A 14,867-nucleotide genomic window follows, 5' to 3' on the forward strand; every position below is an offset into this window, starting at 1 on the left:
TTTATACTTCTGAAGTAACATGCAACCAGTCTATATCATTAACTCAATAAAATAAAGTCTTTTTTTTACTAAAAAAAATAAAAAAATTACATAAAAAAATAAAAAAAGTACAGCCAAAGCTGTACTTTTTTTATTTTATTTGTTTATCTTAATATAACTACCTCTTTTTAATCGAACCCCTGAACGTCCACATCATCCATGTCAACGCCTTCTGGAAGGGTCACTTCTGTTCCGTCTGCAAATGTCTTGATGGTGAATTTTTGTCCATCGATTTCTTCAGTACGTTCACTTACAACATCTGATTGTTTTTTATCCATCTTCTTCCCTTTTAATTCACCTTTATTCCCTGCATCGTTATCTGTCTTACCACCGCAAGCAGATAATGTAACCATTAGTATAGCTGATAACATTAAAAAGCTGATCGTTCTTTTCTTCATTCCTAAATTCCTCCTAAATATCTTACTAAAATCAGTTTATCAGAGGAATGTAGATTCTATTTGCATAGTATATGGATTTCATCTGTATTATACAATTGATCTGACTTTAGAGGCTAATGTTAATGTAAACCTCATACCAGTTTTATTTTCCATCGCTTCAAAGGTGAATGGGATATCATTTTTCAATAATAATTCAGAAACAATATATAAACCCAAGCCTGTCCCACCATCTTTTCTTGCACGAGCATAATCTGGGCGGTAAAATGGTAAAAATATTTTATCAATTTCTTCTTTTTCCAGTGGTGTGCATTGATTTTCAATGACTAAATCTGTCGAATTTAGGGTAATGGTGATAATCCCTTGTTTTTTCGTATATTTTAAGGCATTGCTCAGAAGATTCATGATGACACGTTTTATTTCCTCCATATTGCAATCGATCATTATATCTTCTAGTTGCACTTCAAACGTCAATTCTTTTTGAACTGACATCAGTTCGAATAAAGAAAGTGTTTCATTAAGTAAATCAGTCAGTGAAAATACTTCATTTGATGTTCCAAATTTTTCTACACTTTCTAGTTTAGAAATAAACAAAACATCTTGAACTAATTGACTTTGTGATTCTAATATTTCTTTGCATACTTTCAAATAATAATCTCGATCTTTAAAACGACCGACATTCAAAATCATCCCTTCAATAATTCCTAACATTGCAGTAATTGGCGTTTTCAGCTCATGAGAAGCAATCCGCATGAATTCTGATTTCGAGTGTTCAATAGCATTACTTTTTTCCAACTCAAGGTTCAATGACTGGATGTTTTTCAGTAGCGAGAGGTATAGGAATTGAATGTTACTTTCCAGTTCACTAATTTCATCTTTTCCTTTAACCACATAATCTGTTGGCTCTTCTAAAGCAACCATGCTTTTTGTTCGATTGCTTATTCTATGCACTCTTCTTGTTGCCCAATAGGAATAAATATAGGCCCCAACTCCCCCAATTAAAAAGCTTAAACCAAGAATATATGGATAAATTTTTAGTAAAGTTGCTTTTATTTCTCTAATTGGAGCTGAGAACATATTAACTTTAATTTTATATTTATTTCCTTCTGAGTCTTTAATTGTTGTTGATAGTATAGGCACAATAGAGTCTACCATCGTAGTCATAACAACCATAGCATTCTCACTAAGGTCTTCAATGCTTTCATCAGTATAAAATGGATAAACAATCTGGTTATTTGAGCTTTCTATAGTCCAAGTTGTAGCACCTTGAGTCATTTCCTCATTGTTTATTATTTCTTGAATTTTTTCAATTGGCTTATTTTCTATCTTTTTAATAACCTCGTTTGTACTTTTAATTGCGTTATCCTTTTTATCACTTTCATAGACAATCGGTATAAAATAATACAGCAAACTAAAGCTAAATGTAATGCCTATACTAATAACTGCTGACGTAAAAAGAAATGTTTTTGTTCTTGTCTTCATTTTTCTGCCTCTAACATGTATCCTATTCCCTTGATTGTTTCAATTTTCAATTCTGGGATTTTTTTCCTAATATTTTTCATATGGCTGTCAATCACTCGATCATTCGCTGTAAACTCATATCCCCATATAGTTTCAATCAATTGTTCTCGGGTTACTACACGTCCTTTATTTTTAGCTAAGTTTTCAACAATTCGGTACTCTATTTTTGTTAAAGGAACTCGTTCACCTTGGGAAAATATCATAGCTGAATCAAAATTTATTCGAACATTTCCATGATGAATTTCGTTTTTATCTGTTTTTGGTACTTGCTCTGATCTTCTTAACACTGCTTGGACTCTTTTAACTAATATCGTAGGTGAAAATGGTTTTATTACATAATCATCGACTTTTTGTTTAAAGCTAATCAGCTGAGTATGTTCTTGATCGATTGCAGTTAACATAATAATTGGCACATCAGATGTTTTCCGAATTTTTTCTAACAATTCCAACCCACTGATTGTCGGTAACATAATATCTAAAAGGATTAGATCCAATTCTTCTTTTTCAATTATTTGCCACGCTTCTTCACCATCTAAAGCCGAAAAAAGCAGATAGCCTTTTTCTTCTAAAAAGTCAGTAATCACTTGGTTAGTCATTGTATCATCTTCAACTACTAATATTTTTGTTTTCATTCTAACCTCCCCTTTCTATAACACACAGAGAAACTATAGTTGAACAGTATACACTCCCCGTCAACTATAGTTCATAATTTTTTTCTATATACTATTCGTATCTAAGAGCTTCTATAGGATCTAACTTCGATGCTTTAACAGCTGGCATTAGTCCAAATACAATCCCAATGATTGAACAAAAAGCAATACTTCCTACAACAGAAAGCAATGAAACAACAAATGGATAATGCATAATTGATGTTACTGTCTTACCAATTATTATACCTAAAACAATCCCTAATAATCCACCAAAAATTGTCAACGTAACTGATTCCACTAAAAATTGTTCCAAGATGATTTTCCTTCTAGCCCCCAATGCTTTTTTCACACCAATCTCTCTCGTTCGTTCTGTCACAGAAACAAGCATAATGTTCATAACGCCAATTCCTCCAACAACTAAAGAAATACTGGCAATTCCCGCTAGAAGTAAAAAGTTTGACCGATTGAATTGTTCTAATTGTTTTTCGATGTTTTCAGAATTTCGAATACCAAATTCATAATCAGATGCTGGTATAATATTATTTAACAACCTAGCAACTTCTGGTGCTTTCGTTTTTAGCTGATCCGTTGTTTTTGTTTGGATCATCACTTTAGGCTCGGGATTTAGTTCGTTTGTTACTTTATCCCATTGAGTAATCGGAACAATAGCCTTACTCTTTTCACCAAAACTCATCATGTCATCTTCATTTTTTTCGTCTTCATATACACCAATTACTTGGAAAGGATAACCATTGATTTCTACGTATTTTCCAATCCCTCCACCTTTGGGAAAATTAGTATCATACGCTTTTTTATTCATTACAATAGATTGCTGACTTCCTGTATAATCAGCTTCTGTGAATAATCGGCCTTCAACAACTGTTTTTTTGTCCATTTCAAAATAATTTGTTGTTGTTGCCATTATTGAGGTGCTTTCACTTTTTTGTCCTTGATAAATTTTTGAGTCTTTTTCATAAACAATAGCTACATTTTTAATACCTGTTTGATTTTTGATTTCATTCATTTGATCTTGTGTCAGTATTGGAAGGTAAGTAGGTTTCTTTTCTTTTGAGTTTTCACTAAATCCTGATCCATTAAATTGGCTTTTTTTACCATACTCGACATCCATTGTATTGTTGTTACCACCGACAAATTGCTTTTTCATGTTCGCTGTGTTTCCTTCAATAATACTAAAAATCGCAATAATCGCTGCAATACCAATAATCACACCTAGCATGGTCAAAATAGAGCGGAGTTTGTGGGCCCAAATGGATTGTAAGGACAACATAATATTTTCAAGCATAGACTTTTTCCTCCACCTCATCTTTCGTTATATGACCGTCTCTAAGAATGATCTTTCTTTTCGTAAAGTCTGCAACCTCTTGTTCATGGGTAATAATAATAATCGTTTTTCCTTCATTATTTAATTCAGAAAATAAATCCATTATTTGTTCACTATTTTGTGTATCTAGAGCACCTGTGGGTTCATCTGCCAAAAGAAAATCAGCATTTGTGACTAAGGCTCTCGCGACAGCTACCCTTTGCTTTTGCCCACCAGATAACTCAGATGGTTTAAAGGATACTCTATTTTCTAATCCAACTTTTCTCAGGGCTTCTAAAGCTCTTTCACGACGTGTAGCTCGATCAACTTTTGAATAAATAAGTGGTAATTCAACGTTTTGCAATGCCGTTAATTTTGGCATTAAATTAAAATTCTGAAAAACAAAACCAATTGTTTCATTTCTTAAATCTGCTAGTTGATAGTCTTTCATTTCACCTACATTTCGATCATTTAAACGATAGATCCCCTTCGATGGTTTATCTAGACATCCTATAATATTCATCAATGTAGACTTACCTGAACCTGATGGTCCCATAATGGAAACATACTCACCTTTTGAAATGGAAAGGTTGATTCCTTTAAGAATTTCTACTTCTTCTGAGCCTTGCCAATAAGACTTACGAATATCACTTAGGTTGAGCATCTTGTTCAACCTCCATCCCTTCTTGTAAATTAGAGGCAGGATAAACGATAGCATCTTCTTGTTTGATACCTGATTTAATTTCTACAGTACCGTTTTCTTTGTTTTCTTCGCCTACTTCTACTTTTGTTTTTGTTAATTTATTATTTGTTGCTTTCCATACAAATGTGCTGTTCTCTTCTTTCATAAGATAGCCACTAGGCAAGTTAATCTTACCTGGTTCTGGTTCTTTAGGGATGACTTTAATATATACATGTTTACCAATAGATGGTGGTGTTTCTGATTTATCAACAACGACTTTAAATGGATATTTAGAGGTGTTTTGGTTTTCGTCATCTTTTTGATCACCACCATCGTCTGTTGTCAAACTACCGATTTTTGTGATTTTCCCTGTCCAGACTTGTTTATTATCATTTCTATCAAAGATTTGTACTTGTTGATCCACAGTAAATTTATCTTTATTAAACTCATCTACTTTTCCTTCTACATATTGAATAGATGCATCAATCACTTCCATAAAAGGAGTTTCACTTTTTTCAGCGGCTGGTTTGTTCATTTGATCTTTATCAATTGATTTGATTACGCCATCAAATTGTGCTTTTACTGTGTTCTGCGAGTTTTTTTCCGCTGCTTTATCCACTAATAACTGGGCTTTGTCTACTTCTATTTGAGCACTGGCAACTTCTGCTTCTGCATTTGACGCTTCCATATAAGCAGTATTAAGATCTTCTTCTGAGGTCTCATCTTTTTTCGCATTCGCTTTCTTTTTATTGTATTCATTCCATTTTAGATTTGCTGCTTCTCTTTTTTGTGCTACAGCGTTAGCTTGATTCGTCACTCCAAGTTGTGCATCTTTTAATTCTGTCTCATTATCTACACTGTAATAAGTAAATAATTCTTGTCCTTTCGTTACGGTATCTCCTTCATTTACATGAACTTCTGTGACAATCCCTCTGTTTGCATCTAAAGTTATTTTGCTCTTAGAGTTTGGCAAAACCGTTCCAGCCAACATAGCATCAGAGCCTTTTTGGGAACTCTTCATCACATCCATCACTGTTTTTGATACCACAGGAGCAGTATCTTCAGCATCTATTTGTTTGTCGTCTTTGGTTAATACAAAATATAATCCTCCTGCTATTATCGCTGCTACAATTATTGCTGATCCTATTTTAATCTTTTTATTTTTCACTATTTTTCCTCCACTGGTTATTTGATACACTTACTTTAGCAGAGTTTCATGGATTCTATTTGTATCTAATCTGGATTTTTTCTGTATATTATACATAATAAGAAAAAATGGATTCAATTAACACGAACTAGACAAATAATCTCTTTTATAAATTTAAACATGCTGGAATCACTTGATTTTATAACCAAGTGATTCCAGCATGTTTAAATACTCCACTTATTAATGACAGCTTGCGTCGTTCCACCTTCACTAATTATAGAAATTTCATCTTGAAAATCTTCTGTAAAAATTCTCGAAGTAAAGGTTATTTCTCCATCATTAACGAAGATTTCTACAGATGATGTATCCACAAATATATGCAGATTGATTGTCGATTTGTTATATGAGACTTGTCTGGTTGTTCCGTACGTTTTTGCAAAGGGTATTCCACTATCCGTACGATCTAAGATTAGTTTACGTTTGATTTGATCGACGTAAATTTTTGTCCCCTTGCTTTTATTCCCCCTCAGTAACAAACCAAACTGTTCTGCTGTAGAAGAGAGTTCTGCTTGAAGTTCATAGGTAGTTCCTGATAGTTCTGGTAATTGTTTGGTTTCAGAAATGTTTGCGTTGATCTGGATATTTTCTTTTCTTAGCTGCTCCAACTCTTTGATTGGTTGTTGGTATAAACGACCTCTCACCAATTGAAGTTCTCGAGGAATCGTCAAACAATGCGCCCAATTGTCTCGATCACTAGGATACGTGATTTCTGGTAATCCCATCCAAGCAAATAAAATCCGACGACCATCTGGAGTGAGTGTTGTTTGTGTTGCATAAAAATCAAATCCAGCATCTAATTCTTGAAACATTCCATGGTTAAACTTTCCAGTCGCCAAATCAAGAGGGGGCCCTACGATATAACCTGTCTGGTAAATATTTTGATAGTGATCTTCTATTGGTTCCAATCCTTGCGGAGAAAACAGCAAAATTCCCTGTTCAGCTAATTCAAAATAATCTGGGCATTCCCACATATAACCAAAATTCAGCAAGTTGGTTTGAATTTCTCCTATTTTTGACCAATTTAGTGCCTCATCAGATTGAAATAACAAACAAGCTCCTGTCTCATTTTGTCGCTGCACTCCAATTATTGCATAATATTTCCCTGCTTGTTCCCAAAGTTTTGGATCTCTAAAATGATCTGTATATCCTTCCAAGCTTCCTCTAATCAGAGGTTGAGTATGTTTGTTAATTCTTCCATTTTTATCCATTCTAGCAAGTAATTGATACGGAATTCGTTCCCATTTTTCAGTCCGAACATTTCCTGTATACATTAAAAATAATTCATCACCAACAACTAGACCGCTTCCTGAAAAAACACCATGGCTGTCATATTCCGTGTCTGGACTTAATGCTACACCAACTTCTTGCCAATCTACTAAATCTTTTGACATAAGATGATACCAATATTTCACACCGTGAACAGGTCCCATAGGAAACCATTGATAAAACAGATGATAGGCCCCTTCAAAATAACAAAAACCATTGGGATCATTTAATAATCCTGATTTTGGTTGAATATGAAAAACTTGGCGGAATTTACTATCAGAAACTTGTTTTTCAAGTACATCTATCTCTTTTTGAGAATAGGCTTCATATCGTTTATATCTTTTCTCCCTAGTCCATTCTGAATTAATGTCCGGATTTTTCATTTCTAAACAACTGCTTTCTTTTTAAATAGATTAAATGTTTGACTTCCCTCATTCGCTAATTCGTCCGAACCTTTTCCTGTTTTAATTAACATGAATGTCGCTCCGAAGGTTACTACTGTTGTAAGAAGTAAGCCCATCACAAATACTAAAATGGAGGATGGCGTGATTGCAATAATTCCGGGAAGTCCAGCTGCACCAAGTGCCACTGCTTTCACACGAAAAGCTGTGATAAAGGCTGAACCCACACATGAACCAATCATTGCGGCATAAAATGGATAACGTAACTTTAAGTTCACACCAAACATTGCAGGCTCAGTAATACCTAAATAGGCAGAAATTGAAGACGCAGTTGCCAAGCTTTTGATTTTTTCATTTTTCGTAATAAATAATACGGCTAAACAAGCAGCTCCTTGCGCAACGTTAGACATAGAAGCAATTGGAAATATAAACGTTCCACCTGTATTGGTGACATCTGCTAACAATTGCGTTTCTACCGCAATAAAACTATGATGCATGCCTGTAATAACTAAAGGTGCATAAAACAAACCTATGATTCCACCACCAATAAATCCTGTATTTTCATATAACCAAATCAATCCATCTGTGACTAGATTTCCTGCCTCTCTTGTCACAGGACCTACTATAACAAACGTTAAAAAAGCTGTAATAAAAAGAGTCAATAATGGCGTTAATAAATTGTCTAAAACAGAAGGAATAACTTTTCGCAAGGCTTTTTCTATTTTAGCTAAAAGATAGGCTGCAACCAGAATAGGAAGGACAGTTCCTTGATACCCGATTTTTTCAATATGAAAACCAAATAAATTCCATGAATCAGCTACTTCTTTGCCGATATTGTAGGCATTCATCAAGTCTGGATGCACCATAATCATCCCCAGCGTTGCACCAAGATAAGGATTACCACCAAATTTTCCAGCTGCAGAAAAGCCAATCAACACAGGTAAGAAGACGTAAGCTGCATTTGAAAAGGTGTTAATCATTGCCGCTACCCCTTCAAATTGAGGATACGCCATAATCAGTGACTGTCCTTTAAAGAATAGGTCCTCCGCTGTAAAAATATTGTTTAATCCCATCATCAATCCGCAGGCAACAATTGCCGGAATAATTGGAATAAAGATATCAGACAACATTTTCACACCACGTTGAATTGGATTTAATTTTTTTGAGCCTACTTCTTTTAGTTCTTTTGTAGACATTTCTTGTAGTCCAGTTAACTTCGCAAACTCTGCATATACTTCATTGACGGTTCCACTACCTAAAATAATTTGAAATTGTCCCGCATTATCAAAAGTGCCTTTGATTTCTTCGATTGACTCTAGTTGACTTTGTTGTTTTAATTGGTCGTCTTTTAAAACAACTCGAAGCCTGGTTGCACAATGTGTTGCAGCTTCAATATTTTCTTTTCCGCCAAGTGCTTGTAAGATTTCTACAGCAATTTTTTTGTAATTCATTGGTTTCCCTCCTCCTTACGGAACCGGTTCTTTAAACGATCAAAAAAATATTTTTGGAACCGGTTTTATATTTTCAATAATAAAGCCCTTTCATATAATTGTCAATCATTTTTTCTACTTACTGGTTTTCAGGAAATAATTAAAAGGATGAGCTAACACTAAAAATAGTCTTATTTCATCCTTTTTCTATTATTCTGTCGTCAAATCAGCCAAACTATCTCTGTGATAAACATCAAAATCAATCACTGTTTTTCTAGGAATCTCTTCTCCTTTGATTAGCTGATCTAAATAATGAAAACTTTTTTCCCCTGCTTCAACATATCGAAAATGGACAGTACTCAATGATGGATAAACATAATCACTGATATCATAGCCGCCAAATCCGGCTAAAGATAGTTTTTCTGGAACAGCTATTTTCATTGTATGAGCTGCTTTTAGCAGACCAACTGCAATATTATCCGTTGCAGCAATCCATAAGCTGCTATGATTAGTTTCTAATTGACTCATGCCAATATCTATTGCATCTACCATACTAAAGGTTGTTTCTATCACTTCAACAGAACTTGAAGTTTCTTGTTTAATGGCATCTAATACCCCTTTTTTTCGTAACACACCTACTGCGCGGTCATTTTCAGCAACACTAAAATAAGTGATTTTACGATGTCCAAGTGCTAGTAATTGTTGTGTAAATTCAAAACCAGCTCGGTAATCATCATGAACAACAGAATATACCTCTTCATGCTCTTGACCAACAAAAATCGTTGGAATTCCTACTTCTTTTACTGCTTGGATATGTTTGTCTGTAATTTCAGTAGCCATTAAAATGATTCCTGAAACTTTTTCTTTAGCAAAAGCATAAATTCTACGAACTTCTTCTTCCGTACTTTGATTCGTATTAGCAATTAGCAATTGATAATCATGTGCCTGAACTTGCTTATCAATCCCTTCCAATGTTGCGATTGCTGCTCTTGAATCTAAGCGGGGAATAATACATCCGATTAAACGACTGTTTTTCGCTTTCAAACTTTGAGCAAAGGTACTAGGAACATAATTATGTTCTTTGATAACAGCTTCAATCTTACTTGCAGTCCCACTACTTATTGATCCGCCATTTAAATAACGAGACACAGTACTTTTGGCAACACCTGCTATTTTCGCTATATCGTTGATTGTAATCATGTCTACGTACCTCATTTCATTTCTGACCTATTTTGTTGCTTTATTCTTGATAATAAGATTCATAGCCAAAGTGTTCATAGGCTAAAGCTGTCGCAATCCGACCTCTTGGTGTTCGTTTGATAAATCCCTTTTGGATCAAATAAGGTTCATACATATCTTCTACCGTTTCTGTTTCCTCACTGATATTCACAGCTAAGGTGCTTAAACCAACAGGGCCACCGCCATATAATTCGATCATTGTTTTCAATAATTTTTGATCCACATAATCTAAGCCTTGATGATCCACTTGTAATAATGTCAACGCTTGATCTGCAATGCTGCGATCGATTGTACCATTTGACTGAACTTGTGCAAAGTCACGTACACGTTTTAATAAGCGGTTAGCAATCCGAGGGGTCCCACGGGAACGACGAGCTATTTCAAATGCCCCTTCTTCAACGATTTCTGTTTGAAAAATATCAGCAGAACGTAGAACGATCTCTTTTAAATCTTGGGTTTCATAATATTCCATATGAGAAATAATCCCAAAACGATCGCGAAGCGGTGCTGATAACATCCCCGCTCTGGTTGTGGCACCGATCAATGTAAAAGGTGGTAAGGGAAAATGGACTGGATGAGCAGTCGTACCTTGACCTACCATAATATCCACATAAAAATCTTCCATAGCAGAATATAGCATTTCTTCGACTACACGAGGCAGACGATGGATTTCGTCAATAAATAAGACATCCCCTGGTTCCAATTCATTTAAAATCGCAACTAAATCTCCCGCTCTTTCAATTGCAGGACCACTTGTAGTTCTAATATTGACATGCATCTCATTTGCAATCACCATCGCCATTGTTGTTTTACCCAGTCCTGGCGGGCCGTATAAAAGTGTATGATCTAGTGCTTCTTCACGATTTCGGGCTGCTTCGATGTAGATCGTTAATTCTTGTTTTACTTTGTCTTGACCGATATATTGTTCAAGAAATTGGGGACGCAGTGACTTTTCCAGTGATTCTTCACCTTCGCTTGTTTCAGCGGAAAGTAGTCTTTCATCTTCTGTCATAGCTATTCCTCCTTAGCGTTTCATCATGAATTTCAATGCGTTACGTAGATACTCATCGGTTGCTTGTGCACCTAATTCTTCTAGTTTCGGTGTAATTCGCTTGATTTCTTTTTCGCTGTAGCCTAACGCACTTAATGCTTCTAATGCTTCTGTTAGGGATTGATTTGCTGATTGGATATTCGGTGTTTTAGCCATTGCTTCAACAGCGGCATCAGAAGTTTCCAACTCACCTAATTTTCCTTTTAGATCTAGAATCATTTGTTGTGCGGTTTTTTTACCTACACCAGGAAACTTGGTTAAATAAGCAGCATCTTCGCTTTCAATCGCATTGATCAACCCACCGTGATCTTCTGAAGCCATGATTGCTAGTCCACTTTTTGGCCCGATTCCTGAAACACTGATGAGTTTTAAGAAGAGTTGTTTTTCATCTAAATCGCTAAATCCATATAGTGAATGAGCATCTTCACGAATAACTTGATGAACATAAATTTTGATTTGTTGATCTGTTTTTCCAGAATAACGGTAAGGATTACCTACAGAAACCTGATAGCCTAGGCCATTTGTTTCTACTACAATATAATAAGGACTGATAAAGGTAACTTTACCAATGATATACTCGTACATAATTTCACCTTTCTACATATAGCTAGGACAACTATAACTCTTGTCTTGACTATTTCTTGCGTTTTGCACGCACATACGTTTCTATTTTAGCATAGATTGCTAAAAATCAGTAGCTTGAAAAAGAGCAGATTATTGATAAAAAGAAAGTCAGTACGAATTATGGTTAAATTCGTACTGACTCTATTTTTTATTCAGAAATATACGTCCATTTATAGTCATATCTTGCGCCAGCTCCGTGAGCTACAACACCTTTGACTTTTTTACTACGCATATGCGCTTCTGCTTTTTGATAAACAGGGGCAATTCCCATATCGTCCATCAATAATTTCTCAGCTTCCACCATATCATCCCAGCGTTTTTCTGGATCTGAAGCATCTTTACTACCTGAAGCTTTGACTAATTCATCGTATTTTTCATTTGAATAACGACCTCTGTTATAAGAGCCGCCTGTTAAGAATAAGTCAGTGAAGCTGCTTGGATCTGCATAGTCAGCACCCCAACCACCCATAATCACTTCAAAGTCACCATTCTTACCACGATCTAAACGGACAGTAAATGGTACGTTTGTCACAGTGACATCAACACCATCTAAGTTTTCTTTCACGGCACCTTGGATATACTCTAATATTTTTTTCGTAGAATCTGTGTCATCTCCGACAATATCTAATTTGAATGTGCTGATTCCTAATTCTTTTTTGGCTTTTTCCCAATATTTTTTGGCTTTTTCTTTATCATATTTCAACATATCTTTGTTTTCATCTGCAAAATCTTTGTTGTCTTTTGGAGAATAAGACATTCCTTCTGGTACCAATCCTGTCGATGCAACTGAACCATCCCCTAGAATTCGGTCAACAACTGCATCACGGTCAATTGAATATGAAATAGCTTTTCTTAAATTAGCATTATGGTACGGAGATTTTGCATCTCTTTGATTGAATTCAAGATAAGACGTGCGTGCATCTTTTTCGATAACTAATTCTGGATCATCTGCCATTTGTTTTGCTAGTTCTCCACTTAAAATCACGTCATCTGCTTGTCCATCTTGGAAAAGATTTAATGAAGTTGGTGCTTCTTTTACTACTTTTACTTCGATTTTATCTAATTTGACCGTTTCTTTATCCCAGTACTGATCATTTTTTGTATAAGACCACTCAGTATCCGTTCCTGCACCGTCAAAATCAGTCAATGTAAATGGACCATTGTAGACAGAAGATTCACTGTTTGATGCATAGTCTTTGCCTTTTTCCTCTACTATTTTTTTATTTTGAGGGAAAAATGACGGAAAGGCCAACAAGTAATCAAAGTATGGTGTTTCTTGCTCTAGCGTTACTTCTAGTTCATAATCACTAATTGCTTTGATGCCTAGTTCATCCAAACCTTTTTTCCCAGCAGAAACATCTGCTCCATTTTTTACCAATTCAAACATATAGGCATATTCGGCGGCAGTCTTAGGATCTGCGGTACGTTGCCAACCATAGACATAATCTGCGGCTACTACGGGATCACCATTCGACCATTTTGCGTCTTCTCTTAGCTTGAATGTATAAGTTAACCCATCCTCACTTTTCTTCGCCATCTCTGCTGCTCCAGCAGCATGAGGCTTGCTTTTTGCATCTAATCGGTACAAACCTTCATAAATATTATTAAAGGCTGAAAAGCTGATAGTATTTGTTCCTAATGATAAATCTGCTGTAGGCATTTCTTGTTGTACGACTAATTTAAAAAGCTGTTCCCCACTCGCTTTTTTCCCTTTCGTACTGTTATCTGTGGAATCAGTATTGCTTCCTCCTCCACAAGCTGCTAACATCAGCGTTGACAGCATCATGACACTTGCTAATTTTGTTATCTTCGTCTTTTTCATTTTTTTCTCCTCAATAATAAATAGTATTCTCTTCAAATTCTAATCTTTCTGAATGTTCTTATATTACTAAAATTAAAGACAAATAGCAACCATTTTTTTAACAACAGAGTCATTTACTTTAGAACCGTACTAAAAAAGCCTATCCAAGCATTTATTACTGCTCAGATAGGCCAAAATTTTTATTCAAATAAAGATTTATATTCTTCGTATCCTTCTTTTTCCAACTCATTTACTGGAATAAAACGTAAAGCTGCCGCATTAATACAATAACGTAACCCACCTTGATCTTGCGGTCCGTCTGTAAATACATGTCCTAAATGAGAATCGGCTTCTTTACTGCGAACCTCTACTCTGTGCATCCCTAAAGAAAAATCAGCTTTTTCTTTAACTCCACGTTTTTCAATTGGTTTAGAAAACGCCGGCCAACCGCAACCTGCATCATATTTATCTTTTGAGCTAAAAAGTGGTTCGCCACTTACAACATCTACATAGATTCCCTCTTGGTAAAAATCGTCATATTTGCCAGTAAAAGGTCGTTCTGTTGCATTTTCCTGAGTTACGGCATATTCGATATCGGATAGCTTTTCTTTCAACTCTTCTTTTGATGGTTTTTCCATGACAAATCACACCCTCACGTTTTAGTTAGTCTTATCATAGCATCATTGAGAAAAAAACACTCACTTTCTGTTTAGAAAATAAGTGTTTCACTAGGTTATTAATTCCAAGGAATATCTAGGTCGATATGCTTAGCAAGATTGATACTGTCTTGTAGTTTCTCTTGTCTAAATTGTTTCCTTGCTTCATAGCCTTGACAGATAAATTGTTCTTCTTTCGTCTCAGGTTCAATCGTATCCGGCAAACTAGCACCTTTTGGCACTACAAATGTCATAAAACAAGTTCCCGCCAGATAACGTTCTCCAGTAAATAAATCTTCACCGATTACTTTAGCGAATATCTCCATTGAGCGCTTACCAACACCCGATACATAGGCATCTATGCAAACCGCATGATTCGCTTTTAAAGGTGCGAGAAAATCTAAATGGTCAACAGATGCTGTCACGATTGCCGCTCTTGACACGCGAACAGCTGAAAGTCCAGCCGTTTCATCCAGCCAAGCCATCAGTTGGCCGCCAAACAAGGTTTTATGAAAATTTAAGTGAGGATAGGTAATCATATGAGTTTGAACAGCTCTTGTTTGAGAACATTTCATTAATTTTTT

Annotated in this window: 14 protein-coding genes; all 14 read right to left on the bottom strand. The window is 35.4% G+C overall.

The features are described 5' to 3' along the window. Positions 1 to 167: 167 nt before the first annotated feature. Entirely contained in the window at positions 168 to 437 is a 270-nt protein-coding gene (locus tag AC4BB2_RS12675; RefSeq protein WP_490473263.1) for a hypothetical protein, read from the bottom strand. 87 nt (positions 438 to 524) lie between these two features. Beyond that, positions 525 to 1,916, bottom strand: a complete 1,392-nt coding sequence (locus AC4BB2_RS12680; protein WP_490473264.1) for a sensor histidine kinase — start codon at positions 1,914 to 1,916, stop codon at positions 525 to 527. Beyond that, the gene (locus tag AC4BB2_RS12685) at positions 1,913 to 2,587 is read right to left on the bottom strand and encodes a response regulator transcription factor (RefSeq protein ID WP_490473265.1); all 675 of its coding nucleotides are present in this window, start codon (positions 2,585 to 2,587) and stop codon (positions 1,913 to 1,915) included. The genes AC4BB2_RS12680 and AC4BB2_RS12685 overlap by 4 nt, the downstream gene beginning before the upstream one ends. 91 nt (positions 2,588 to 2,678) lie before the next feature. Next, entirely contained in the window at positions 2,679 to 3,908 is a 1,230-nt protein-coding gene (locus AC4BB2_RS12690) for an ABC transporter permease (RefSeq protein ID WP_490473266.1), read from the bottom strand. Continuing rightward, positions 3,901 to 4,590: an ABC transporter ATP-binding protein gene (locus AC4BB2_RS12695; RefSeq protein ID WP_490473267.1), complete on the bottom strand. Its 690-nt coding sequence runs from the start codon at positions 4,588 to 4,590 to the stop codon at positions 3,901 to 3,903. Before AC4BB2_RS12695 ends, AC4BB2_RS12690 begins: the two co-directional genes overlap by 8 nt. Further along, positions 4,574 to 5,776 carry an efflux RND transporter periplasmic adaptor subunit gene (locus AC4BB2_RS12700; protein ID WP_490473268.1) on the bottom strand — a complete coding sequence of 401 codons (1,203 nt, stop codon included), beginning with the start codon at positions 5,774 to 5,776 and terminating at the stop codon, positions 4,574 to 4,576. Before AC4BB2_RS12700 ends, AC4BB2_RS12695 begins: the two co-directional genes overlap by 17 nt. 203 nt (positions 5,777 to 5,979) lie before the next feature. Continuing rightward, a complete protein-coding gene (locus AC4BB2_RS12705) occupies positions 5,980 to 7,464 on the bottom strand; it encodes a sucrose-6-phosphate hydrolase (protein WP_490473269.1) in 1,485 nt (494 codons plus the stop codon). Positions 7,465 to 7,466: 2 nt separating this feature from the next. Beyond that, positions 7,467 to 8,933, bottom strand: a complete 1,467-nt coding sequence (locus AC4BB2_RS12710) for a sucrose-specific PTS transporter subunit IIBC (RefSeq protein WP_490473270.1) — start codon at positions 8,931 to 8,933, stop codon at positions 7,467 to 7,469. A 189-nt stretch (positions 8,934 to 9,122) separates the two neighbouring features. Continuing rightward, positions 9,123 to 10,112: a LacI family DNA-binding transcriptional regulator gene (locus AC4BB2_RS12715; RefSeq protein ID WP_490473271.1), complete on the bottom strand. Its 990-nt coding sequence runs from the start codon at positions 10,110 to 10,112 to the stop codon at positions 9,123 to 9,125. Between the two features lie 40 nt (positions 10,113 to 10,152). Then, positions 10,153 to 11,163, bottom strand: a complete 1,011-nt coding sequence (gene ruvB / locus AC4BB2_RS12720; RefSeq protein WP_490473272.1) for a Holliday junction branch migration DNA helicase RuvB — start codon at positions 11,161 to 11,163, stop codon at positions 10,153 to 10,155. A gap of 12 nt (positions 11,164 to 11,175) precedes the next feature. Continuing rightward, positions 11,176 to 11,787 carry a Holliday junction branch migration protein RuvA gene (gene ruvA, locus AC4BB2_RS12725; RefSeq protein WP_490473273.1) on the bottom strand — a complete coding sequence of 204 codons (612 nt, stop codon included), beginning with the start codon at positions 11,785 to 11,787 and terminating at the stop codon, positions 11,176 to 11,178. A gap of 187 nt (positions 11,788 to 11,974) precedes the next feature. Then, positions 11,975 to 13,648 (bottom strand): peptide ABC transporter substrate-binding protein, encoded by a 1,674-nt coding sequence (locus tag AC4BB2_RS12730; RefSeq protein ID WP_490473274.1) that lies wholly within the window; start codon positions 13,646 to 13,648, stop codon positions 11,975 to 11,977. Positions 13,649 to 13,827: 179 nt separating this feature from the next. Beyond that, positions 13,828 to 14,265: a peptide-methionine (R)-S-oxide reductase MsrB gene (gene msrB, locus AC4BB2_RS12735; protein WP_490473275.1), complete on the bottom strand. Its 438-nt coding sequence runs from the start codon at positions 14,263 to 14,265 to the stop codon at positions 13,828 to 13,830. Between the two features lie 98 nt (positions 14,266 to 14,363). After that, positions 14,364 to 14,858: an acyl-CoA thioesterase gene (locus tag AC4BB2_RS12740; RefSeq protein WP_490473276.1), complete on the bottom strand. Its 495-nt coding sequence runs from the start codon at positions 14,856 to 14,858 to the stop codon at positions 14,364 to 14,366. Positions 14,859 to 14,867: the final 9 nt, after the last annotated feature.

Source organism: Enterococcus sp. AAFC-DPL-5146, assembly GCF_058216635.1.